Genomic DNA, 23,265 nt, shown 5'->3' on the forward strand with positions numbered 1-23,265 from the left:
GAGGTCCGGACGTAGACTGCGGCGCCATGGGCAAGGCATCCCGACGCAAGCGCGAGCATCGCAGCCCCGGACCTCGGGCCGAGCCGGGCCGCGGACCCGCCCCACACGTTGCGCGACCCTTCGAGGGGCTGGCCGACGAGACCGAGTGGGTGGCGATGCGCGAGATCGTGCCCAGCGCGACGGCCGTCGTCACCGCCGCCCTGCCCGGTGCGGGCCCCCGAGAGGTGACCGTGGCCACCGTGCTTCCGGGCGGGATGCCGGCTCTGCACCGCGCGGACGGGGAGCTGCTCGTCGCGCTGCAGTCGCGCACCTCCAGTGGCGACGCCAGCCGGGACCTGGCTCAGGCCCTGGTCGCCGCGAGCAACCTCGAGCCCGGCTCACCGTTGCCCAGCGTGCGCCCGGCCACCCTGGGTAGTCCCCGGCTGCAGGACCTGCTGGCGGACCAGCCACTGAGCGTGCGTGTCCACGAGGACTTCTCGTTCTGGGCCGGTGGGGAGGAGGGGAAGGACGACGCGGCCCGCGCTCTGGAGCAGGCTCACGAGACCGCCGTGCCGACGGTCAAGCTCGAGGAGCTGCCCTCGGCCTACTGGTGTCAGATGGGCGAACGTGCCTACATCCGCTGGGTGCTGGCTCAGGACGAGGACGAGGCCACCATGGCCCTGGCCCGGCTGCAGGCCGCCGACGAGCACACGCTCGGAAGCGGAACCACGCTGCTGGGGGCGTTCCGGGCGGCCGGGCTGCTCGTCCCCGTCTTCGAGGTGGACCCGGCTGCTCGCCCCGAGGAGCACACGGTGTCACTGGTGGCGATGGCCGGCCGTTATGCCGATGCGCTCGCGGTCTCCGACACCTTGACTCCGCAGGAGCGACGAGCCCGGGACGGCCTGGTCAGCCGGCAGGTGACGCTGCGCTGACCCGTGCCGTGCGGCCCCTGGCGGTGACGCACAGTACCGCCCCGGCCGCGAGCGTGAGCCCGGCGGCGACCAGCGGTACCCCGGGGCGGTTCGCCAGGCCGCCGAGCACCCAGGCGGCAACCAGCGCCGACGCGCACGCGTGCATCACGGGGTAGTCCCACAGGGCCTTCAGGGCGTGGTGCAGTGCGGAGCGCCGAGCCAGCACTGCGTACGACCACAGTGCCAGGCCCAGCAGCACCACCCAGGGCGCCGGGCCCTGCGTCATGACCTCCACGGCGGCGCTGACCCGGTCCATGAACCCGTCCCAAGCCTTGCCGTCCAGCGCCTGCTGCACCATGCGGCCGAGGGTCGTGCGCTCGCCTGCCGGGCGCATCCAGTCCGCCACCATGACCACGCCCACCACCGCGCCCACGACGAGCAGCGACAAGAACACCGACGAGGCAGCGACGCGGCGTCCCGCTGTCGCGGTGGCGAGCAGGAACGTGGCGACCAGCAGGGCGGGGGCCCCACCCACGTCGGCGCCGGCGTCCGGCGCCGCCACGACGAAGGTGGCCGCAAGACCGATGAGGACGGCGGCGATCACCGGCAGCCCGCGTGGCCGTCCTCGACGGATGAGCAGGGAGGCCAGGCAGGCGCTGAGCAGGATCGCGGCTGAGGCGAGGAAGCCGAAGGTCAGCGTACTGAGGCCGTAGAAGCGTCCTGTCGCCAAGGGCCTCAGGCCGAAGGCGGAGACCAGGCCCAAGCTGGCGCCACGCATCACGTCCACCCCGATGACCAGCACGGTGAGCGACGTCACCACTCCGACGGGTGCCAGCCGATGCCGGACCCACCAGACCCAGGGCGCCCATGCCGCCGCCAGCACCACCGCCCCGGCCAGCACGGTGGCCACCAGGAGGGCCAGGAGCGGGAGGCCGAGCCCGACGGTCCGCGGGTCGGTCGTGGGGTCCGTACCCACCCGCCACCACGGCAGCCACGCGGCGGCATAGCCGGCGACGCCCAGAGCGGCCAGCGCCGACCCGGCCAGCGAGACCAGCGCCCGGCTGCTCGCGGCAGCGGAGGGCCGGCCGGGCCAGCGCGCCCACGCGGCTAACCCGAGGAGCGCGATCCCGAACACCGAGCCCAGGGCGACCAGGTAGCCGGTGGTGACGCGCGGGACCAGGGTGAGGGCCATGGCCAGGTCCCGGTTCATCTCGGAGGGGTCGGCACCGTCGCTGGAGACCTGCGTCATCTCGGCTCCGCCCAGGCTCGTCGGTGCGGCGGCCCCGGTTATGGCCACGGCGGTAGCGACCAGGTCGGCCGGCCGCACCAGACCCGGCTGCCGTGTCGAGGCCGACCGCACGAACGTTCCCGCGCCGGTCGCCTCCGTCGAGGCCCGACCCCCCTGCGTGACCAGGACCGGGTGAACCTGAGCCATCTCGCCTGCGCGGGAGTATCCGGTCAGGACCAGCAGGGTTCCCTCGGGCAGAGAGCCGGCGAGGCGGGCGGCGCCCTGCTCGAGCCCGGCCACATCCAGGCCTTGCGCGCGGACCAGGTGGACCGGGCACGGGTCACCGCGGACCGACGCGGCAGCCCGAGCAGGGCGGGCAACCTCGGTCACGCAGGAGCCTTGGGACTCCAGAGTGCGGCGGAGCACTCTCATCTGGCTCAGGAAGGACCCGCCGGCGGGGTCGGCGCCGTCGACGGTCGTCCCACCCCGGTCGACCGTCGATCCCGACACTGCGGTGTCCGCCAGCCTCCGCAGAGTCGGGGTGGACTCGTCGACGTCGGCCCAAGACCAGCCCGGCACCCCGACGATCACCATGCGTTGGACGCCGCGCCCGTCCAGGCCGCCCGCTACCGGGGCACCGGCGGTCTCCTTCGGGGTGGCCCAAGAGGTCAACGCCACGACGCCCAGCGTGAGGAAAAGCAGTGCGTTGGCCAGGATGCCCGCCCGGTCCAGCCTCATCCGGCACACCCTAGAGGGCGCGGCGCGGATCACCACGGAGCACACGGCATAGGCTCCAGACGTGAGCTCACCTGGAGTCTGGGGCCTGGTCGCCGTGGTCGCGGCCGTGCTGGCGCTCGTCGCGCTCGCCCTGACGTTGCGGGTCCACCGGAGCGTCAGGGCCATGCAGCGCAGGCAGCGCGCGGTCCTCCTCGGCGACGACGCAGATGCGTCCGCGGCGCTGCTCGGTCTGAGCGAGGCGCTCGCGGCCGAGCGCGCCCGAGTCTCGACGCTCGAGGAGACTCTGTCCACGGTGCGGAGCGGGCTGGAGCAGAGCCTGCAGCACGTCGCCGTGGTGCGCTACGACGCGTTCGGCGACATGGGCGGGCGAATGTCCTTCAGTGCGGCCATCGTGGACGACCGGGGTGACGGGATGGTCTTCAGCTCGATCCACGCCCGCAGCGAGAGCCGGACCTACGCCAAGGGCGTCGTGGACGGGCGAAGCGACGTCACCTTGAGCCCCGAGGAGCGTCACGCGCTCGACGCCGCCCGGTCGGGGCGGGCCGAGTAGCCCTAGCGCTGCCCGCTCTGCTCCTGGGGGAGCCGCACGACGAGGCTTCCCGGGTTGGCCTGCACGTCCATGGTGACCGCGCTGCCCACGGGGTCTCCGTCGACCTGGACCTCCACCGGCTTCGAGGAGCGCACCCGGATGCGACGGGAGGACAGGTGCTTCAGCCGGGGCTGCGGCCCGGGGAAGTCGCGTTTGGTGACCAGGCGCCGAGCGATGGAGGCCCACCCGAACAGCCCTCGGGGGTAGAGCAGCAGCGCGGTGACGAGCCCGTCGTCCGAGCGGGCCTCGGGCAACAGCTCGAAGCCCCCTTGCAGCTTCCCGACGTTGCCACAGATCACCGACCGCACGCGGCGGTGTTCGTGGTGTCCCTCGGCGAGGCGAACGTCGACATCGAACTGGGGGCCCTGCAGGTGCTGTGCGCCCGCCAGGACGTAGGCCCCCCAGCCGATCTGCGCCTTGAGGTCCTCCGGGGCGGTGGCCATCACCTCGGCGTCGAAGCCCAGCCCGGCCATGACCAGGAACACGTACCGTTGCTCGCTCGGCACTTCGGGAGGAGTGTCCGTGGCGTCGGCGAAGTCCACGTTGCGGGCTCGGTCCCCCGGGTCCTCCCGGCGCTCCTCGAGATCCTGGCTGTCCGGACGGGTCAGGGTCACCGTGCACGTGTCGATAGGGGCGTCGCGGCCGGACAGGACCACCGCCATCGAGCGGCGCAGCGAGTCCACGGGCAGCTCGAGGTTGCGAGCCAGGAGGTTCCCGGTGCCCCCGGGCAGCAGTCCGATCGGCACCCCTGTCTCGACCAGCGCCGAGGCGACCGCACGCACGGTGCCGTCCCCACCCAGCGGGCACACGACATCGACCCCCGCCTCGAGCGCCTGCCGGGCCTGACCGCCACCCGGATCCTCGACCGTGGTCTGCAGCCACAGCGGGTCGGCCCACCCTTCGGTCGCGCACATCCGGCGCAGCATCGCCCGCACCTCGTCGATGTCCTCGAACTTCGTCGGGTTGACGATCACCGCCGCGCGGGGCCGCTCCTGCTCACCGCGGTGACCGGTCCGGTGCTGGCGCCGACGGTCGGCCCGGTGCTGGCCGCTCTTCGACGCCCCGCCGGCCAGACCTGTGGCTTCCACGGCTTCGGCTTCGGTGCGCGCGAAGTACCAGACGAGGGCGATCAGCAGCACCACCACCAAGGCCGAGACGGTCAGGTAGACCCAGCTGAGATCGGACGGCATGCCCACACGCTAGGGGATGGGGTGCAGGGCGGCGCGGCATGGCACCACCAGGCCCGACCGTCTGACGTCGGGCTAGGGGCTGTCGCCGGCGGACTGGTCCAGCGTGGTCGCGGCGAGATCCGCCGGCACCCGCGTGTACCGCAGGACCTCACCGCGCGAGTCACGAACCGCCGCCACGAAGCGCGCGGCCCAGGTGTTCTCGAACGCGATGATCAGAGCGGAGCTGTGGGCCGGCAGGTCGTCGCTGATCTCCGCAGTGTCCTCGATGCCCAGAGCGCCCGGCTGCAGCACCTCGAGCTCCGGAAGCCCGGACGGTCCGTCGTGGCCGAGCTCGGCCGCGGTCACGGCCGCGACACTGCCGTCGGCCTCCTTGCGCACGAAGACCAGGTCGACCACCCGCACCGTGCCCGCCTCGGACAGGCGCGCGATCTCGGGCGCGATGTCGCCGGAGAACTCGTTGCCCTCGAAACCGATGACCAGGATGTCCAGTGGAGCAGGTCCAGCGTGTGATGCCTCCATGACGGCACGGTAGCAAGACGAGCGCGGGTCCGGCGGGCTCGACTGCGACGGATGCGGCCCTGCTGAGCCGGCCCGCACACCCCCTAGGCTGGCCGGGTGATCGATCTACGGTTGTTGCGCGACGACCCCGATCGGGTGCGCGCCTCGCAGCGCGCCCGGGGTGAGGACGAGTCGGTCGTCGACGCGGCGCTGCTGGCGGACGAGACCCACCGCGCCTCACTCTCGGAGTACGAGCGCCTGCGTGCCGAGCAGAAGTCCATCGGTCGGCAGGTGGCGGCGGCCAGCGGCGACGAGAGATCTGCGCTCTTGGGCCAGGTCAAGCAGACCGCGGCGCGGGTCAAGGATCTGGACCGTCAGGCCTCGGCCGCCGAAGCGGAGCGGGACCGGCTGGTGCGCACCATCGGAAACGTCATCGTCGATGGTGTGCCCGCCGGTGGCGAGGACGACTACACGCTGATGGAGCAGGTGGGCACGCCCCGCGACTTCATCCGTGAAGGCTTCGAGCCCCGTGACCACCTCGACCTGGCCAGTGCGCTCGGTGCGGTGGACATGGCCCGTGGTGCCAAGGTCAGCGGTGCCCGCTTCTACTACCTCGCCGGAGTCGGCGCCCGGCTGGAGACGGCACTGCTGCTGCTCGCCCTGGAGCGGGCCCGCGAAGCCGGCTTCACCCAGCTCAAGGTGCCGACCCTGGTGACGCCCGAGATCATGGCCGGAGCCGGCTTCCTGGACGCGCACGCCGACGAGGTGTACCGGTTGGAGGCCGACGACCTCTACCTCACCGGAACCTCCGAGGTCGCTCTGGCGGGCTACCATGCCGACGAGATCCTCGACCTCACCCACGGGCCCAGGCGGTACACAGCCCTGTCGACCTGCTTCCGTCGTGAGGCCGGGAGCCACGGCAAGGACACGCGGGGCATCATTCGGGTGCACGAGTTCCAGAAGGTGGAGATGTTCGCCTACTGCCGCCTCGAGGACGCCGAGGCCGAGCACGAGCGCATGCTCGGGCTGGAGCGGTCGATGCTCGACAGCATGCAGATCCCCTACCGGATCATCGACACCGCTGCCGGCGACCTTGGCGGACCAGCAGCGCGCAAGTACGACTGCGAGGCCTGGATCCCCACGCAAGGGCGATACCGCGAGCTCACCTCGACCTCGAACTGCACGACCTTCCAGGCGCGCCGCCTGCACACGAGGGAGCGTGATCCCGGGGGGACGGGCACCCGCACGGTAGCCACCCTCAACGGCACCATGGCTACCACGCGCTGGCTTGTCGCGATCCTGGAGAACCACCAGCAGGCCGACGGGTCGGTGGTGGTGCCTGAGGCGCTGCGCGACCACGTCGGCGAGTCCGTCCTGCGACCGGCCTGAGCGCGGACTCGCGGCGCTCGGGTCGCGCCAGCGCGACTCGAGAGACGCGAAGAGGCGACAGGACCAGGCAGGCCGCCCTCGGGGGCCGGGCGGAGCCTCACAGCCGGGGCGCGCACACTGGACAGGGTGAGCGAGCCGGAGCCCGAGCCGCGCAGCTACCGCAGCCGCGTGGTGACCGAGCTCGCGATCTACGCGATGTCGATCGTGGTCGTGTGCTACGTCCTCGCGGCCGGCTGGTGGATGAACGCGTCGTTGACCGGGCAGGTCTCCCCGACCCAGGCGGCTTGCGGAGTCATCGTCCTCGGCCTCGCGGCCCCGGTCTGCCCGTGGGCCCTGCGGCACGCGGTGCGGCTGCAGGCCAAGCAGTCGAGGCGCACCACGGAGGGGGCCTTCGGTGCCCTCGCGTGGAGGTCGGGCCCGGCGCTTCGGCGTACGCGTGACGCGCTCTCAGTCCCCTGGAGCGGCTTGAGACCTCGCATCTCGCCGGAGCGTGCCCGCGACGTGGCCATCGCGGCCTTGAGCATCGCGGCGTTCTGGGCCTTCTTCACCGGGTCGCTGGTGGCGGCCGCGATCGTCCCGGTCACCGTGCACTGGCTTCGCCGTCGGCGAGAGTGAGAGGCCACCGTTCGGCGGAGGTCGTCACCGCCCCGAACTCCTCCGAACGACGGAGTCGCACGCGGCAGGACCACCCCTAACCTGGAGGAGTGCTGGTGCTGTCGCGTCTCGAGCAGCTGCTCGGCGTGGAAGAGGACTGGGAACGGCCCGGGCCCTCCCGTCCGGAGCGCGTGGCGGATGTGTGGATCGCGGCGGCGTTCTTCGCGCTGGCGGCCCTGGGCAGCGAGCTGTTGCGCTCGGTCGGAGCCTTCGCCGAGTCCTCGGCCGGGGTCGCCGAACAGTACGCAGCAGTGGGCAGCGCCGCCGTCCTGCTCGTCTGGCGACGTTCGCATCCGGTGGCGGTGGCACTTGCGGCCACCGCCCACCTGCTCATCGTGGGATCAATGGTCCCGCCGGTGGTCTCCAGCCTGCCGATGCAGGTCATCTACTTCTTCGCCATCTACACCGGGGTGGCCTGGGCCAAGGACCGGCGGGTCGCCGCATACGTGGTGATCGGCTTGACGGTCGCGCTCTTCGCATGGCTGACCTGGTTCTTCGCGCTGAGCACCGGTATCTCCGAGCTCACCGGGGAGGCGGCCGAGGAGGGTGAGGGGCCCGTGCCCGCGGTGGTCGGCGTGGCCGGCTGGGTCATCGTGAACAACCTGCTCTACTTCGGTGGCGCCGTGCTGCTCGGCCAGGTCGCGTGGCGCGCCGCGCGGCGGACCGCCGAGGTCGTGGACCAGGCCCGCACCATCTCCGCACAGACGCAGCGTCTGCGAGACCAGGCCATCGTCGCGGAGCGGCTGCGCATCGCGCGCGAGCTGCACGATGTCGTCGCTCATCACATCTCGGTGATGGGCGTGCAGGCGACCGCCGCGCGCCGGGTCCTCGACACCGACCATGAGTCCGCAGCAGAGGCCCTGCAGGCCATCGAGGGCTCGTCGCGGGACGCGGTCGCCCAGATGCGGGACCTGCTGGGCACGTTGCGCACCGGGGAGGTCGAGGCCGACGGGCCACGAGAGCCCGGGGCGGGTGGGACCGCAGGCGAGCTTCCCGGGCCCGGCCTCGAGGAGCGGGTGGACCGCTCACCGCAGCCGGGCCTGGCCGACCTGCCCGACCTGGTTGCCCAGGCGAGCACGCCGGCGTGCGTAGCCACCGTGCGGCTGCTGCCCGACGACCAGCATGCCGTGAGCGGCGTCGCCGCCCCGGTGCAGCTCTCGGCCTACCGCATCGTGCAGGAGGCGCTGGCCAACGTCCGCAGACACTCCACGGCGGGCGCCGTGCGCGTCGTGGTGCGACTGGATCCCGAGGCCAACCGGTTGGAGGTGGAGGTCGTCGACTCCGGCTCTCCCCGCCGCGGCACCAGCGGCACAGGGCTGGGCCAGCTCGGGATGGCAGAACGAGCGCGTCACCTGGGAGGTGGCCTGGAGGTGGGGGTGCGCCCCGGCGGGGGCTACCGGGTCCGGGCCTGGTTTCCCATGGACGGCGTGGTCCCGCAGCCGGTGGCCCGCACGTGAGCGCGCCGCGCCCGACGGTCAGCGTGGTGCTGGTCGACGACCAGCCGTTGCTGCGGTCGGGATTCTCGATGATCCTGTCCACCGAGCCCGGTATCGAGGTGGTCGGCACGGCCGCCGACGGAGCGCAGGGGCTGTCGGTGGTGCGGCAGCGGCGACCTGACGTGGTGCTGATGGACATCCAGATGCCGGTCCTCGACGGCATCGAAGCCACCCGGGAGATCCTCTCCCAGGCGGCGGCGGATCGTGTCGCCCCACCCCGGGTGGTCATGCTGACGACCTTCGACCGCGACGACTACCTCTTCGACGCGCTCGCCGCCGGGGCCAGCGGGTTCCTGCTGAAGAACGCGGACGCCGAGGAGCTCGTGCAGGCCATCCGCACCGTTCGTGACGGCCACGCGCTGCTGGCTCCCGAGGTGACACGGCGGGTCATCGGGGCCGCCACCCAGCAGGCCGGGGAGCAAGAGCGGGTGCCGAGCGAGGAGGCCAGACGCGTCGGTGACCTGACCGCCCGGGAGCGGGAGGTCCTGGCCCATCTGGCCGGCGGCCAGTCGAACGCCGAGATCGCCAGGACGCTGTACCTGTCGGAGGCCACGGTCAAGACCCACGTGTCGAACGTGCTGTCCAAGCTCGGCGTGCGCGACCGCGTGCAGGCGGTGGTCGTGGCCTACCGCAGCGGCCTGGTTCCCCCGCACGGATGAGCTCGGCGCGCATCGAAGATCCGCCGCGGGGCCGATGACCCCTGGATGCCGGGTTCCTAGCCTGGGTGGTGACCGGCACGCCCTCCACGAAGGAGCCACCATGCTCGAGATCGATGCGGTGACCCGCACCTACGCAGACATCACGGCGGTGGACTCGGTGTCTTTCGCGGTGCCCGCCGGGGCCATGGTCGGTTTCGTCGGCGGCAACGGTGCCGGCAAGACGACCACGATGCGGATCATCATGGGCATCCTCGCCCCCGACAGTGGGAGCGTCCGATGGCGAGGTCAGCAGCTGAACCCGGCGATCCGCAGCCGCATCGGATACATGCCCGAGGAGCGCGGCCTGTACCCCAAGCAGCCGCTGCTGGAGCAGCTGGTCTACCTGGCTCGCCTGCACGGCATGTCGCAGCGGCAGGCGCGCGAGCGCATCACCGCACTGCTGCAGCGCTTCGGTCTGGGCGACCGGCGCGCCGACAAGGTCGAGACGCTGTCGCTGGGGAACCAGCAGCGAGGGCAGATCATCGCGGCCGTGCTCGGCGAGCCGGTCGCGCTCGTGCTGGACGAGCCGTTCTCCGGCCTGGACCCCGCCGCCGTGGACCAGATGTCCGCGCTGCTGCGCGAGTACACGGCGGCCGGAGTGCCGGTGTTGTTCAGCTCGCACCAGCTCGACCTGGTCGACCGCCTCTGTGACTCCATCGTGGTGCTGCACGACGGGAAGGTGGTGGCCAACGGAACCTCGGCCGAGCTGCGCGAGACCGGGCAGATGCGCTACCGCCTCACCGTCGGGGACGACGCCGGGTGGGTGCGTGGACACGGCGGGGTACGTGTGCTCGACCTCGACGGACCGAGCGCGGTCGTCGAGATCGAGGCCGCCGACGAGGCCATCGCCCAGCAGCTGTTGCGTGAGGCCCTGGGTCGCGGCAGCGTGCAGGAGTTCAGCCCGGTGCGGCCCAGCCTCAGCGAGATCTACCGTGGGGTCGCGGCATGAGCCTGGAGACACGCCCACCTGGAGAGGCCAGCGACGACGCAGCTGCCTCGCAGGCCGGGGCCCTGGCTCCGGACCACCGAGACTGGGCGCTGGTCGCCTCGCGCGAGATCCGGGTGAAGCTGACCGACCGGAACTTCCTCGTCTCCACCGGGATCACTCTGGTCCTCATCATCGGGTTGCTGGGCCTGCAGGCCTTCATCGCCGCGAGGAGCGGCGCTACGGAGTACTCGGTGGTCGTCTCCTCAGCGCAGGGTGAGGCGATCGTCGGGCAGGCGGAGGCGGTGCTGCAAGCCCAGGAGGACGACGCGTCGGTCTCGGTCACCAGGGTGGGAGACGCGGCAGCCGGCGAAGCGCTCGTCACCGAAGGCGACGCCGATGGGGCACTGACGCAGCGGCAGGGCGGCTGGACGCTCCTCAGCGACGGAGGTGGCCCGGCGGAGCTGGAACGAGCCCTGGCCGATGCCGTCCGTCAGGCCGCCCTCACGGCGAACGCCGAGGCGGCCGGAACCTCCGTGCCGGAGCTGCTGTCGGGCGCCGAGCTGACCACCGAGGACGTCTCGGGTGAGGACGCTGCTGAAGAAGTGGTGCAGATCGTCGCCGGCATTCTCTTCGGCGTGCTGTTCTACATGGCCTCGCTGACCTACGGGATCAGCATCGCGAACAGCGTGGTCGAGGAGAAGCAGTCGCGGATCGTGGAGATCCTGGCCGCGGTCATCCCGGTCCGTGCGCTGCTGACCGGGAAGGTCCTCGGCAACACGCTGCTCGCCTTCGGCCAGATGGCGCTGCTCGTCGGCGTCTCCCTGATCGGGTTGAGCTTCACCGAGTTCGACCGGTTCCTGCCGATGATGACCGAGCCGCTGCTGTGGTACCTGCCGTTCTTCGTGGCGGGGTTCGTGGCGCTGGCCTGCATGTGGGCCGCCGCGGGGGCGCTGGCCTCACGCACGGAAGACCTGCAGAGCACCACGTTGCCGTTGACCCTCACGCTGGTCCTCGTCTTCGTGGTGGCGCTCAACCTGGAAGGAGCGGCACGCACGGCAGGCTCCTTCGTCCCGGTGATGTCCACCATCCTCATGCCCATGCGCCTGCTGGAGGGCGGGGTCGGCTGGTGGGAGCCGGTGGCCGCCCTCGCCGCCACGGTGGTGTTCGGCTACCTCACGATCCTCGTGGGCAGCACGCTCTACCGTCGAGCCCTCATGCAGACCCAGGGCCGGGTGACGCTGCGGCAGGCGATGAGGCTGAAGGGGTGAGCTGGGAGGCCGCCCCGTAGGCTGACAAGCGTGCAGCACCAAGCCCGCGTCGGCGAAGACTCATCCCGGATGCCTCACGGGGCTCCCTTGGTGGCGCTGGACATCGACGGCACCATCGTGCACCACGACGGCTGGCTCAGCCCCCGCGTGGCTCGGGCCATCCAGGCGCTGGCAGACTCCCAGGCGACGGTGATGATCGCGACCGGGCGTTCGGTGTTGGCCACGATGCCGCTGCTGCGTGAGCTCGGCCTCGTGCGCGCAGGCTGGTATGCCGTGTGCTCCAACGGAGCCGTGACCCTGGCGCTGGACCCGGGCGCCAAGGACGGGTACCGGCTGCACGAGGTGGTCACCTTCGACCCCAAGCCCGCTGTGCGGATCCTGCAGCGTCTGCTGCCCGAGGCGATCATCGCGGTGGAGGACGTCGGGGTCGGCTTCAAGGTGAACCGGCTCTTTCCCGAGCCCGACCTGGCCGAGCGCCAGACGGTGGTGACCGTGGAGGAGCTGGTCAGCAAGCCGGTGCCACGGGTGACCTTCCGCGACGTCAGCGACCGGCCACAGGACTTCTCCACGATGCTCGACGGCATCGGTCTACACGGCGTCAACTACGCCATCGGATTCAGCTCCTGGCTGGACCTGGCTCCCGAAGGCATCTCCAAGGCGTCCGGGCTGGAAGCCGTGCGCGAGGCCCTCGACGTGGACCATGCGCACACGGTCGCGGTGGGGGACCAGCGCAACGACATCGAGATGCTGCAGTGGGCGGCCCGCGGCGTGGCCATGGGTCAGGCGCCGCCGGAGGTCGTGGCCGCGGCCGACGAGGTGACGGCGGACGTCGCCCGTGACGGCCTGGCGCTGGTGCTGGAGGACCTGCTGACGCGCGTGGACCGGGTGGCGTGAGCGCATCCGGTCAGCCGCCGGTGATCACCTCGCCCGCGAACCCCCGGCTGAAGGCCCTGGCCGCGCTGCGCCGTCGGCGCGTTCGAGACACCGAGGGACTGACCATCGTCGAGGGTTTCGAGGAGCTGCAGCTCGCGTGTCGCTCGGGGGTGGTCCCTCGGTCGCTCTACTTCTGCCCCGAGCTGACCCGTGCCGGTGAGGAAGGGGCGAGCCTGGTGCGGCAGGCGGCCGCGGCCGGCGCGGAGGTCTTCGAGGTGGGTCGGGCCGCCTTCGAGCGGGCGGCGTACCGCGAGGGTCCGGACGGCTTCCTGGCCGTGGTGGCCACCAGCCGTCGTCGATGCACCGACCTCACGCTCCCCGAGAACGCCCTGGTCCTGGTGTGTGAGGGGGTCGAGAAGCCAGGCAACCTCGGTGCCATGCTGCGCAGCGCGGACGCAGCAGGGGTGCACGCGGTCATCGCCTGCGACCCCGTGACCGACTGGGGCAACCCCAACGTCGTGCGCTCTTCCAAGGGCACGGTCTTCACGGTCCCGGTGGCCACCGACCCTGCCCTCGCGACCCTGAGCTGGCTGGCCGACCAGAGCGTCGCCGTCGTGGCCTCCACACCGGACACCGACGTCGCGCACACCGACGTCGACTACACCGGCGCGGTGGCGATCGTGGTGGGTGCCGAGAAGGATGGGCTGACCGCGGGCACGCTCGGTGCGGCCGACCACCGCGTCCGCATCCCCATGGCCGGGCAGGCCAACTCGCTCAACGTCTCGACCTCCGCGGCCGTCCTGCTCTACGAGGTGGTGCGGCAACGCCGGGTGCTCGGCGACTTCTGAGGCCCGGCAACGGCGCCGGGAGGGTGTGGTCATCGGGCCCCGTGATCTGTGTCACGATGAAGGCTATGCGTATCGATCACGTCTGTTATGCAGCCGGACCCGAGGGCATGCGCGAGACCGCCGCCAGACTGGCCGAGCAGCTCGACACCACCGCTTTCGACGGCGGGGTGCATCCGCGGTTCGGAACGCGCAACATGGTGCTTCCCCTGGCCGACGGCCGCTACCTCGAGGTGGTCGAGGTGCTCGACCACCCGGCGTCGGACAAGGCGCCGTTCGGGCAGGCCGTGCGCGCGCGCTCAGAGCAGGGCGGGGGATGGATGGCCTGGGTGGTGGCCGTCGAAGATCTCTCGGACATCGAGGAGCGCCTGGGCCGCCCGGCCGTCCCCGGCAACCGGCACACTCCGGAGGGTGTCGAGCTGACCTGGCAGCAGATCGGGATCAAGTCGCTCATCGCAGACCCGCAGCTGCCGTTCTTCGTGCGCTGGGACTCTCTGGACCATCACCCGTCACGTCTGGGCGACGGCGAGGTCAAGCTGGTCGGCCTGCACATCGCCGGGGACCCGCACAAGATCCGCGAGTGGCTGGGGGTGAGCGAGCCGGCGGGAACCTGGGAGAAGGACATCGACGTCGAGTTCGACGACTCCCACACCCCGGCTCTGGAGTCGGTGGTGTTCGCGACCCCGGCCGGCACGGTGACCATCTAGCGCCGGCTCAGTCCGCGAACCGGCGCAGCCGGAGGCTGTTCAGCACCACCAGCACACTGGACGCCGCCATCGCGGCGCCCGCGATCATGGGGTTGAGCAGCCCGAACGCAGCCAAAGGGATAGCCGCGGTGTTGTATCCGAAGGCCCATCCGAGGTTCTGCTTGATCACCGTCAGGGTTCGACGGGACAGCGCCACCGCGGTGCCCACCGAGTGCAGGTCGGCGCGCATCAGCACGATGTCCGCGGACTCAGCGGCCACGTCGGTGCCCGAGGCCATGGCCAGCCCCAGGTCGGCCTGCGCCAGAGCCGCGGCGTCGTTGACGCCGTCGCCGACCATGGCCACCACCCGGCCCTGCTGCTGCAGCGCGGCGACGTAGGCGTGCTTGTCCGCCGGGAGCACCCCGGCGGCGATCTGCCGGGCCGGGATCCCCACCTCGCCGGCGATGACCTTGGCTGTCTGCTCGTTGTCACCGGTGAGCAGATGTGGTCGCAGCCCCAGGTCGCTCAGCTCCTGGACGGCCGCCGCACTGGAGGGTCGCAGCTGGTCGGTGACGGTCAGCGCGGCACGAGCCCGCCCCGACCAGCCCACGAGCACGGTGCTGCCCGGAGCGGTCAGAGTGGCGCGCAGGGGCTCGGGGACCTCCTCGAACAGCTCCGCCTTGCCCACCACCACCTCGGTGTCCTTGATCCGTGCCCGGACGCCCTGGCCGGGCAGGGCGACGAAGTCCGAAGCCGAGGGCACCGCGAGGGAACGCTCCTGCGCAGCCTGCACGATGGCCCGGGCAAGGGGGTGCTCGGAGCCGCTCTCGACGGCGGCAGCCGCGGTCAGCGCCGCATCCTGCGTGAGCCGGCCGTGCGTCGTGACCTCGGCCAGGCTCGCCTCACCGGTGGTGAGGGTCCCGGTCTTGTCCAGCACGACGGTGTCGACGGCGCGGGTGCTCTCCAGGATCTGCGGGCCCTTGATCAGGATGCCGAGCTGAGCGCCTCGGCCCGTACCGGTCAGCAGTGCGGTCGGGGTGGCCAGCCCGAGCGCACAGGGGCAGGCGATGATGAGCACGGCCACGGCCGGGGCCAGGCTCGTCCCCACGTCGTGCCCGGTCACCAGCCACCCGAGGAAGGTCGCGGCGGCGATGACCAGGACCACCGGGACGAACACCGCGGAGACGCGGTCGGCGAGGCGCTGGACCGGAGCCCGACCGGTCTGTGCGTCCTCGACCAGGCGGGTGATCTGGGCCAGGGTGGTCTCCGACCCCACACGGGTCGCCTGCACCACCAGTCGGCCGTGAGCGTTGACGGTGGCCCCGGTGAGGCTCATGCCCGGCTCCACGTCCACCGGCACGGACTCACCGGTGACCATGCTGGTGTCCACGGCGCTGCGTCCTTCGAGGACCTCCCCGTCGGTGGCGATCTTCTCCCCCGGCCGCACCACGAAGCGGTCCCCGACGGCGAGGTCGGAGGTGGGGATGCGGTCCTCGCGCCAGGCTCCGGTCCGGGGGTCGTGCCGGAGCACGGCGACCTCCGCGGCACCCAGCTCCAGCAGCGAGGTCAGCGCCGAGCGTCCGGCTGCCTTGGCCCGGGACTCGGCGTAGCGCCCGATGAGGAGGAAGGCCGTGACGATGGCCGCGGTCTCGAAGTACAGGTCTGCCGTGAACCCGGTGAGCACCGCCACCACCGACCAGCCGTAGGCGGCCGTGACCCCGATCGAGACCAGGGTGTCCATGGTGGAGGCCAGGTGCCGGGCGTTGACGGCGGCTGCGCGGTGGAACGGCCAGGCGGCCCAGAGGTACACCGGGGTGGTCAGCACCAGCTGCAGCCACGGCCCCGCCGTCCCCACGGCGTTGCGCACCGGCGGCACCATCGCCAGCACCAGGACCACCAGGGCCAGCGCCGAGGCGATCGCGGCCCGGGTGCGCAGGGCTCGGTCACCCATGACCTCGTGGTTCATGTGGTCCGCCGCGCTGTCGTCACCGTCATTCGGGTGACCGTCATCGAAGTGGCCTGTGCCGCCGTGGCGCGAGCCTTGCGCTGGGACGTGGGCCGACGAGGCCGACTGACCTGACCGCCCGCGCCCTGCCAGTGGCTGCGCCGTGTACCCGGTGGTCGCGACGGCGGCCACGAGGTCGTCGACGGTCCGGGGCTCGGCGTAGCTGACGCGCGCCTTCTCGGTCGCGAGGTTGACGGTGGCCTCCACGCCGGGGAGCTTGTTCAGGCTGCCCTCCACGCGGGAGACACACGAGGCGCACGTCATCCCGCTGATGGCGAGGTCGACCTGGTGGGACTGGCTGGTGGGGGTGGACATGGCTCCTTCGCGGATGCTCGGTGGCGGACGGCTGGCTAGCGGCGGACGAGACGGGCGATGGCGGCACTGGCTTCGGCGACCTTCACGTCGGCCGCCTCGTCGGACTCGCGCGCCGCCTCCACGACGCAGTGCCCGATGTGCTCCTCCAACAGCGACAGGCTGACCGCGTTCAGCGCCTGCGTGGCTGCGCTGACCTGGGTGAGCACGTCGATGCAGTAGGCGTCCTCCTCGACCATCCTGGCGATGCCACGGACCTGACCCTCGATCCGGGCCAGGCGGGTGAGCTGGGCCTGTCTGGTGTCGTGGTAGCCGGGCTGCGTCACCGCTCCATCATACCCTGAGGGGGTATGTGCGAGGTCATACGTCGAGATGGTCCACCAGGTCGGGGGCCAGCCCCACGTAGCCGTCGGGAGTGAGCGCGGCCAGCCGCTCCTCGACCTCTGACGGCAGTCCGAGCTGGCGCACGAAGGCACGGAGGTCCGGCCCGGAGACACGGCGGCCCCGCGTCAGCTCCTTCAGCCGGTCATAGGGGTTGGCCATCCCTTCGTGGCCGGCTGCAGCCAGAGCCCGCATCGCGGACTGCACCGGCTCGGCCAGGACCTCCCAGTTCGCCTCGAGGTCGGCGGCCATGGCCTCGGGCGAGGCGTCCAGCCCGTCGAGGCCACGTCGTACGTTGTCCAGCGCCAGCAGGGAGTGGCCCAGTGCCGTGCCCACGTTGCGCTGCATCGAGGAGTCGGTGAGGTCGCGTTGCAGGCGCGAGGTCACCAACGTCGAGGCCAGCACGTCGAGCAGCGAGTTGGACACCTCGAGGTTGGCCTCGGCGTTCTCGAAGCGGATCGGGTTCACCTTGTGCGGCATGGTCGAGGAGCCGACGCTGCCCTGACCGCGGACCTGGGCGAAGTACCCCATCGAGACGTAGGACCACACGTCCGTGCACAGGTTGTGCAGCACGCGGTTGAACCGGGCGAGGTCGGCGTACAGCTCCGCCTGCCAGTCGTGGCTCTCGATCTGCGTGGTCAGGGGGTTCCAGGTCAGACCCAGTCCGGTGACGAACTCGAGGCTGACCCGCTGCCAGTCCGCCTCCGGCACCGCTGCCAGGTGCGCCCCGTAGGTGCCGGTGGCGCCGTTGAACTTGCCGAGATACCCGGCCTGCTCGACCCGGCGCAGCTGACGGGTCAGGCGGTGGGCGGACACCGCGAGCTCTTTGCCCATCGTGGTGGGGGTCGCGGCCTGTCCGTGGGTGTGGGCGAGCATCGGCAGGTCGGCGAGATGGCGAGCCATCTGTGCGACCTGGGCGACCAGCTGCCGGGCGGCAGGCAGCCACACCTGCTGCACGGCGCCGCGGACCATCAGGGCATACGCGAGGTTGTTGATGTCCTCCGAGGTGGCAGCGAAGTGCACCAGCTCGGCCAGATCACCCCGGTCGTCGAGACGGTCGGTCAGACGCCGCCGCAGGAAGTACTCCACGGCCTTGACGTCGTGCACGGTCTCCGCCTCGATGGTCGCGAGCTCGCCGATCGCGGCGGCGTCGAACTCCTCGACCAGGGCGCGCAGGCTCGCCTGCTCCTGCGGGCTCAGGCTCCCGGCCCCGGGGACGACGTGATGCTCGGTCAGGTGGATGAGCCACTCGATCTCGATGTGCAGTCGCTGCCGGTTCAACGCGGGCTCGGACAGGTGCTCGACCAGGGCAGAGACCACTCGCCGGTAGCGACCGTCCAACGCTCCGAGCGCGATCGGCGGGGAGATGTCCTGCAACGACGCCATGGCGCCATCCTCCCAGAGCGGGACGGTGGCGCTGACCGGTCGCGGAGAGGAGGGCTAGCCCTTCTTGTCGGGGTCCTTCTTGTCGGCGTCCTTCAGCGTCTCCATCTGGGCGTCGCGCTTCTCGCGGGCGGCGAGCACCGCCTGCTCGGCGCGCTCCTCCAACGCCCGGGCGCGGCCTTCGGCCCGGTCGGCCTCGTCCTGGAGCCGGTCGGCCTCGGCGCGGGCGTCGGCGGCCTCCTGCTGCAGCTCGGTCGAGGTCTTCTCCCGCTCGCCGATCCGCCCCTCGTCCTGAGAAGCCTGCTTCCGCAGCTCGGCCGCCTTGGCGCGGTTGGCGCGCCGCCGCACCGCCAGCGCGGCGAACACGAGGAGCGCCACCACCACGACGGCGATGACCACCCAGATCCATACGTTGTCGCCCATGTCCCACTCCTCGTGTGCGTGAACCGTCGGCCTCAGGCTAGGCCCAGCGGCACCGTGTTGACCACAACACCCCGTCGCAGCGTGGCCGAGGGTTCGCTCACCGCCCGGTGCGGCCGCTCACCGCGACGGGACAGGCCCCCGACAGGTCGCGCGGCAGCGCCTCGTGACTCACCGTGAGGATGGCACGGGCGGGGTCAGCGGACGTCCGGCTCAGCAGGTCGACCTGGTCGCGGTGACGACGGCGCAGGGCGCGCAGACGTGTGCCGCTCTGCCAGGCCACCAGCGCGGCGCCGGGGCACAGGCGTAGGGAGGTCTGGGGCACCAACAGGCGGGGCGCGACCACGGTCATCAGGACGGCCACGAGGGCGAGTGCAAGCGTGGGCAGGGCGGGCATGTCGGCGCGCGGCTCAGCGGTGGCGTCTCTCGACCTCGGTCAAGGCGTCCCGCAGGTCTGCGAGCTCGCCGGCGTCGGACTGGGCCAGGAAGTGGAGCATCGCGGCGCGACGGTCACCGGTGTCCAGGGTGTCCAGCCCGCTGCGCATCGAGGCCGCGGTGAGCTCCTCCCGGGACGCTGCCGCCGTGTAGCGGAAGGCGCGGCCGTCGCGGCGGCGCCGCGCGAGGTCCTTCTTGGCCAGCCGGTCGAGCACCGTCATCACCGTGGTGTACGCGAGGCTGCGGCCTTCGTTCAGCGCACCCATCACCTCGCGCACGCTCTGGTCCGGGCCGTGGTCCCAGAGGACGGTCATCACGGCCCGTTCGAGATCGCCCAGGTCACGGGACCGGGTGTTCGGCATACCGTGATGGTACGTCCCGGCCCTGCGCAGCCGGTTCCAGAGTGTCGAACGGGAGCTCGCAGGGCGGATGCTGCGGTCGAAGGGCCGGACTGGGCGACCAGGAGAAACCGGGAGTTTCGTGACAGCCTCCACCTCGGGCGCGGCGCTCGTCGGCAACCTCCTTCTCGCTGACCTCCCGGTGGCAGCGCTGGGACTCGTGCGTTGCTTCACCGCCGGTGCCGTCACCGCCTCCCTCGCCATCGAAGTGCTTCCCAAAGCCTTCAAGAAGGTCGAGGAGACGACGGGGATCGCCGTCGCGCTCGGCGTCGTCGTGGCCGTCGGACTGAACCAGCTGGGGTGAGCCGAGGATGAGCCGGCTGGCCTGGGGCGCTCACGCCACGGCACGCGGCTGGACGCCCTCTGGGTCTCAGGAGTCCGGGTAGCCGTGCGGGTTGGCCTGCTGCCATCGCCAGGTGTCCGCGCACATGTCCTCGACCGAATGCTTCGCCCGCCAGTCGAGCTCGGACTGTGCCTTGGCGGGGTCGGCGTAGGAAGCCGCGATATCGCCAGGACGTCGCGGGCCCACCGCATACGGGATCTCCCGGCCGCTCGCCCGGGCGAAGGCCTCGACGATCTCCAGCACGCTCGTGCCCCGCCCGGTGCCCAGGTTCCAGGTCGAGACAGCCCGGTCGTGCTCGCGGATCCACGCCAACGCGGCCAGGTGACCGGCGGCCAGGTCCTCGACGTGGATGTAGTCGCGCACCCCGGTCCCGTCGTCGGTGTCGTAGTCGCCGCCGAAGACCGACAGCTTCTCGCGACGACCCACGGCCACCTGGGCGACGAAGGGCATGAGGTTGTTCGGGATGTCACTGGGGTCCTCGCCGATCCGCCCCGACCGGTGGGCACCCACGGGGTTGAAGTAGCGCAGCAGCGCGATCCGCCAGTCGGGCTCGGCAGTGGCGAGGTCGGTGAGGATCTGCTCGATCATCACCTTGGTCCAGCCGTAGGGGTTGGTGGCTGAGGTCGGCAGGTCCTCGGTCATCGGCACCGGGGCGTCGGGACCGTAGACGGTGGCCGAGGAGGAGAAGACCAGGTGCCGGACGTCGTGTCGGCGCATCGCCTCGACCAGGGTCAGAGTCGCACCGATGTTGTTGCGGTAGTAAAGGATCGGCTTTGCCACCGACTCACCCACCGCCTTCGACCCGGCGAAGTGGACGACCGCGTCGAGCTGCTCGGAGCCGAAGACCTCGTCCACCGCAACGGGGTCGGTGAGATCGAGCTCGCGCAGGGTGGGGGCGGCTCCGCCCAGGTCGGCGATCCGTGGCAGGACCGAGGGCTTGGAGTTGCTGAAGTTGTCGGCGATGACCACGTCGTGCCCGGCCGCCAGCAGCTGCACGCTCGTATGGGACCCGATGTACCCGGCGCCTCCGGTGACCAAGACTCGCATGACAGGCAGTCTGCCCGGGTCCGGTGCTCCCGGCCAGAGTCCGGGAGGGGAACCGCTAGGTTGCCCCTGGCTTCCGGCCGCCGGAGTCTTGTGGGCTGGAAGTCCGGACCCAGAGCCGGGCCCAGGTCCGCCGCACCGGCCGCTGTGTCGCCAGCACGGTCGTGCCCACGACGCAGGCGAGGGCCACCAGCACCAGCATCTGCGAGCGTCCGACGACGGGGATGAGTGCTCCCATTCCGGCCGGCATGACGATGGAGGTGATGGCGCCGATCACCAGGGCGACCGTGAAGGCCTCCCCGGGGCGATCGGGGACGACCTGAGCCGTCCAGATCGCCAACAGCGAGGATCCGACCATGAACCCCATCCCGGACAGGACCGCCGAGAGGAGGATCAGCGTGAGCGAGGAACCCGCGGAGGCGAGCACCACCAGCGAGGTGCTGACCAGGGACACACTGCTGATTCCGAGCCAGGTGGGGCCCAACCGGTAGGTCAGGCTCCCGGTGCCGACCGCGACCAGTCCACCGAGGCCGAGCATCGCGAACAGCAGGGATGCGCTGGCCGGGGGCAGCCCGCCTCCGCGCCCGACCTCTCCGGCGTAGGTGAAGTACACGGTGGTGGCGGTGAAGTACAGCACCGCATAGACCAGCGGCGGGACCATCCGGCGGCGCCACGGAGAGCGTGGGCTCCCTTTCGAGGTCGCCCGCCGAGCCGCCAGGCGTGGCACCTCGCGAAGGTTCAACATGGTGGCCACCACGGCGAACACCGCGATCCCGATCCAGGTGAGTCGCCACGACTCGAACACGGCGAGCAACCCGAGCGCGGCGAGTCCCATCAGGCCGACACTGGTGCCCGTGGTGATGATCGCCAGCACGGTCGCCTGATGTCGTTGGGGAACGACCCTGGTCACGATGTCGGAGTACGGGGCCCACACCCAGCCGGCCGCGCTGCCGCTAACGACGGCACCCGCGGCCAGGACGGCGGCGTTGGGCGCCAGCGCCACGGTCGCGGCACCCAGAACCCCGCACACCCCGCCCACGGTGGTGGGGGCGCGCAGACCGAAGCGGGACTCCAGCACGGGCACGCACAACAGGCCGAGGAGGTATCCCGCGAAGGTGCTGCTGGCGATCACCCCGAGCAGGAGCTCCGAGAGCCCGAACTCCTCGCGCACGTCCGGCAGGGTGAGCCCGTAGGCGTAGCGGCTCATACCGAAGGCGACGCTGACCACGGCCGTGCCGCCCAGACCCACCCCGATCGTCTGCTTGTCCACGATGGAAGGATGCCACCTCCCCCGGCCACCCGGAGGGGTGGTGCTCCGCCTTCGTTCTCGCAACGCCACCTGCTCTCGGCCCCTCACCAGCAGGTGCGGTGAGTGACCCGCCGGGGCTATGACAACCTGGGCCGATGGGCCCGTGGAGGATCGAACCGACCGGAGTGGGTCTGGCCACGTTGACCTGGGACGACCGCGAGAAGTGGTGGACGCAGGCCCAGGCCCCGGCCGCGCTGCGCGAGCTGCTCCACGCCCAGTTCGCGGCGGGGGTGCAGCGCGTGCAGGCAGAAGCGCCCCGGGGGGAGGTCGAGCTCCGCCGCGCGCTGCAACGGGCTGGCCTGCGACCGGAGGGCATCGCCCGCGGTGCCCAGGTCGACTCCGAAGGGTCGCGAGTCGACGTCATCCGCCTGGCTCGGCTGGCCGACGACCCCGCGCCCGACACCCGCGAGGGCTTCCTGGCCATGCTCAACGCCACCCTGCCGACGAAGCGGGTGATCGCTCAGGGCCTGATCCGCAACGAGGCCGACGAGGTGCTGATGTGCCAGCTCACCTACAAGAAGGAGTGGGACCTGCCCGGTGGGGTGGTCGACCCGCACGAGTCCCCCGCCGCGGCGTTGGCGCGAGAGGTGACCGAGGAGCTCGGCGTCGAGGTGAGCGTCGGAGCGCTGCTGGCCATCGACTGGCTCCCGCCCTACCGTCAGTGGGACGATGCGGTGCTGCTCGTCTTCGATCTGGGCCGACACCCGGAGCTGGCGGCCCAGGCTGACCTCCAAGCCACGGAGATCGCCGCCGTCACCTGGTGCGACCGGGCCCTCGCCGGCGAGCGGTGCGCTCCGTACGTCGTGCGTCTGCTGCAGCATCTCGGTGATGCCCAGCGGACCGCGTACCTCGAGGACGGAGTGCCCCTGGCTGCGACCTAGGAGAGGACCGGCATGAGCCCGCACGTCCATCACCACGCCGGAGCGTGCGGCGGTCCGGACCACCACGACGGCACCTACACCCCGTCCCAGCAACGCGACCTGGACCTGGTGCTGGCCTTCAACCGGCGGATGAGCGAAGCCATCAACCAGGGGCTCGACGTGTCCGACACCGAGGCGGCCCTGGACCCCGACCCGCTGCGCTACATGTGGGTGGACGAGGGACAGGGCCGTATCGAGGCTCAGCTGGCCGCAGCACAGACCGTGCTGGACGCCGCACCCCGTCTGCCCGGCGACCCGCGCGACGGCGTGCAGTGGGTGGAGGAGTCGGCCCGAGCCGCCCGTCCGTCGGTGGCCACCGGTGCGGACGGGGTGAGCCTGAACGTA

At 71.5% G+C, this 23,265-nt stretch carries 25 protein-coding genes; 14 read left to right on the forward strand and 11 right to left on the reverse strand.

The annotated features are described in order from the left end of the window. Positions 1-26: 26 nt before the first annotated feature. Entirely contained in the window at positions 27-911 is an 885-nt protein-coding gene (locus VJ976_RS03630) for a DUF5926 family protein (RefSeq protein WP_324098746.1), read from the forward strand. Here the strand turns inward: VJ976_RS03630 and VJ976_RS03635 are convergent. Next, positions 886-2,856 (reverse strand): hypothetical protein, encoded by a 1,971-nt coding sequence (locus VJ976_RS03635; protein ID WP_324098747.1) that lies wholly within the window; start codon positions 2,854-2,856, stop codon positions 886-888. The two genes, VJ976_RS03630 and VJ976_RS03635, sit on opposite strands and share 26 nt — an antisense overlap. 61 nt (positions 2,857-2,917) lie before the next feature. Here VJ976_RS03635 and VJ976_RS03640 point away from each other — a divergent pair, with 61 nt between their 5' ends. Then, positions 2,918-3,406 carry a DUF4446 family protein gene (locus tag VJ976_RS03640; protein ID WP_324098748.1) on the forward strand — a complete coding sequence of 163 codons (489 nt, stop codon included), beginning with the start codon at positions 2,918-2,920 and terminating at the stop codon, positions 3,404-3,406. Between the two features lie 2 nt (positions 3,407-3,408). On the opposite strand, the gene VJ976_RS03645 is transcribed toward VJ976_RS03640, so the two are convergent. Further along, positions 3,409-4,635 carry a diacylglycerol/lipid kinase family protein gene (locus VJ976_RS03645; protein ID WP_324098749.1) on the reverse strand — a complete coding sequence of 409 codons (1,227 nt, stop codon included), beginning with the start codon at positions 4,633-4,635 and terminating at the stop codon, positions 3,409-3,411. Between the two features lie 72 nt (positions 4,636-4,707). Then, on the reverse strand, positions 4,708-5,154 hold the full coding sequence (locus tag VJ976_RS03650; RefSeq protein ID WP_324098750.1) for a DUF6325 family protein: 447 nt from the start codon (positions 5,152-5,154) through the stop codon (positions 4,708-4,710). Positions 5,155-5,250: 96 nt separating this feature from the next. Between VJ976_RS03650 and serS the strand changes: the two genes are divergently transcribed. The 9 genes from serS (at position 5,251) to VJ976_RS03695 (ending at position 13,991) form a co-directional block, all read left to right on the forward strand. Next, positions 5,251-6,522: a serine--tRNA ligase gene (serS, locus tag VJ976_RS03655; RefSeq protein ID WP_324098751.1), complete on the forward strand. Its 1,272-nt coding sequence runs from the start codon at positions 5,251-5,253 to the stop codon at positions 6,520-6,522. Between the two features lie 126 nt (positions 6,523-6,648). Then, complete coding sequence (locus VJ976_RS03660) at positions 6,649-7,137, forward strand: hypothetical protein (RefSeq protein ID WP_324098752.1); 489 nt, start codon at positions 6,649-6,651, stop codon at positions 7,135-7,137. Between the two features lie 95 nt (positions 7,138-7,232). Then, positions 7,233-8,633: a sensor histidine kinase gene (locus VJ976_RS03665; RefSeq protein ID WP_324098753.1), complete on the forward strand. Its 1,401-nt coding sequence runs from the start codon at positions 7,233-7,235 to the stop codon at positions 8,631-8,633. Beyond that, positions 8,630-9,331, forward strand: coding sequence for a response regulator transcription factor (locus VJ976_RS03670; protein WP_324098754.1), 702 nt, complete (start codon positions 8,630-8,632; stop codon positions 9,329-9,331). The genes VJ976_RS03665 and VJ976_RS03670 overlap by 4 nt, the downstream gene beginning before the upstream one ends. Positions 9,332-9,431: 100 nt before the next feature. Next, a complete protein-coding gene (locus VJ976_RS03675; RefSeq protein WP_324098755.1) occupies positions 9,432-10,319 on the forward strand; it encodes an ABC transporter ATP-binding protein in 888 nt (295 codons plus the stop codon). Further along, positions 10,316-11,566 (forward strand): ABC transporter permease, encoded by a 1,251-nt coding sequence (locus tag VJ976_RS03680; protein WP_324098756.1) that lies wholly within the window; start codon positions 10,316-10,318, stop codon positions 11,564-11,566. The genes VJ976_RS03675 and VJ976_RS03680 overlap by 4 nt, the downstream gene beginning before the upstream one ends. Positions 11,567-11,596: 30 nt before the next feature. After that, on the forward strand, positions 11,597-12,460 hold the full coding sequence (locus tag VJ976_RS03685; protein ID WP_324098757.1) for an HAD family hydrolase: 864 nt from the start codon (positions 11,597-11,599) through the stop codon (positions 12,458-12,460). Further along, on the forward strand, positions 12,457-13,287 hold the full coding sequence (locus tag VJ976_RS03690; RefSeq protein ID WP_324098758.1) for an RNA methyltransferase: 831 nt from the start codon (positions 12,457-12,459) through the stop codon (positions 13,285-13,287). The genes VJ976_RS03685 and VJ976_RS03690 overlap by 4 nt, the downstream gene beginning before the upstream one ends. Before the next feature lie 65 nt (positions 13,288-13,352). After that, positions 13,353-13,991 (forward strand): VOC family protein, encoded by a 639-nt coding sequence (locus VJ976_RS03695; protein WP_324098759.1) that lies wholly within the window; start codon positions 13,353-13,355, stop codon positions 13,989-13,991. 7 nt (positions 13,992-13,998) lie between these two features. Here the strand turns inward: VJ976_RS03695 and VJ976_RS03700 are convergent, their stop codons facing one another. The 6 genes from VJ976_RS03700 to VJ976_RS03725 form a co-directional block, all read right to left on the reverse strand. Then, on the reverse strand, positions 13,999-16,290 hold the full coding sequence (locus tag VJ976_RS03700) for a heavy metal translocating P-type ATPase (protein WP_324098760.1): 2,292 nt from the start codon (positions 16,288-16,290) through the stop codon (positions 13,999-14,001). A gap of 35 nt (positions 16,291-16,325) precedes the next feature. After that, on the reverse strand, positions 16,326-16,613 hold the full coding sequence (locus tag VJ976_RS03705) for a metal-sensitive transcriptional regulator (protein ID WP_324098761.1): 288 nt from the start codon (positions 16,611-16,613) through the stop codon (positions 16,326-16,328). A gap of 34 nt (positions 16,614-16,647) precedes the next feature. Further along, positions 16,648-18,054 (reverse strand): adenylosuccinate lyase, encoded by a 1,407-nt coding sequence (purB, locus tag VJ976_RS03710; protein WP_324098762.1) that lies wholly within the window; start codon positions 18,052-18,054, stop codon positions 16,648-16,650. 54 nt (positions 18,055-18,108) lie between these two features. Then, on the reverse strand, positions 18,109-18,474 hold the full coding sequence (locus VJ976_RS03715; protein WP_324098763.1) for a hypothetical protein: 366 nt from the start codon (positions 18,472-18,474) through the stop codon (positions 18,109-18,111). Between the two features lie 97 nt (positions 18,475-18,571). Continuing rightward, on the reverse strand, positions 18,572-18,835 hold the full coding sequence (locus tag VJ976_RS03720) for a hypothetical protein (protein WP_324098764.1): 264 nt from the start codon (positions 18,833-18,835) through the stop codon (positions 18,572-18,574). A 46-nt stretch (positions 18,836-18,881) separates the two neighbouring features. Continuing rightward, entirely contained in the window at positions 18,882-19,268 is a 387-nt protein-coding gene (locus VJ976_RS03725; RefSeq protein ID WP_324098765.1) for a BlaI/MecI/CopY family transcriptional regulator, read from the reverse strand. A 118-nt stretch (positions 19,269-19,386) separates the two neighbouring features. Here VJ976_RS03725 and VJ976_RS03730 point away from each other — a divergent pair, with 118 nt between their 5' ends. Further along, a complete protein-coding gene (locus tag VJ976_RS03730; RefSeq protein ID WP_324098766.1) occupies positions 19,387-19,608 on the forward strand; it encodes a hypothetical protein in 222 nt (73 codons plus the stop codon). A gap of 66 nt (positions 19,609-19,674) precedes the next feature. On the opposite strand, the gene galE is transcribed toward VJ976_RS03730, so the two are convergent. Both galE and VJ976_RS03740 read right to left on the reverse strand, forming a co-directional pair. Continuing rightward, positions 19,675-20,694 carry a UDP-glucose 4-epimerase GalE gene (gene galE / locus VJ976_RS03735; protein WP_324098767.1) on the reverse strand — a complete coding sequence of 340 codons (1,020 nt, stop codon included), beginning with the start codon at positions 20,692-20,694 and terminating at the stop codon, positions 19,675-19,677. Between the two features lie 55 nt (positions 20,695-20,749). Continuing rightward, the gene (locus tag VJ976_RS03740) at positions 20,750-21,961 is read right to left on the reverse strand and encodes an MFS transporter (protein ID WP_324098768.1); all 1,212 of its coding nucleotides are present in this window, start codon (positions 21,959-21,961) and stop codon (positions 20,750-20,752) included. Between the two features lie 134 nt (positions 21,962-22,095). Between VJ976_RS03740 and VJ976_RS03745 the strand changes: the two genes are divergently transcribed. Both VJ976_RS03745 and VJ976_RS03750 read left to right on the forward strand, forming a co-directional pair. Beyond that, positions 22,096-22,881 carry an NUDIX hydrolase gene (locus VJ976_RS03745; protein WP_324098769.1) on the forward strand — a complete coding sequence of 262 codons (786 nt, stop codon included), beginning with the start codon at positions 22,096-22,098 and terminating at the stop codon, positions 22,879-22,881. 12 nt (positions 22,882-22,893) lie between these two features. Further along, positions 22,894-23,265: hypothetical protein (locus tag VJ976_RS03750; RefSeq protein WP_324098770.1), on the forward strand; the 372-nt coding region annotated here is incomplete at its 3' end.

The organism is Ornithinimicrobium sp., from assembly GCF_035267225.1.
Taxonomy (GTDB): Bacteria; Actinomycetota; Actinomycetes; order Actinomycetales; family Dermatophilaceae; genus Ornithinicoccus.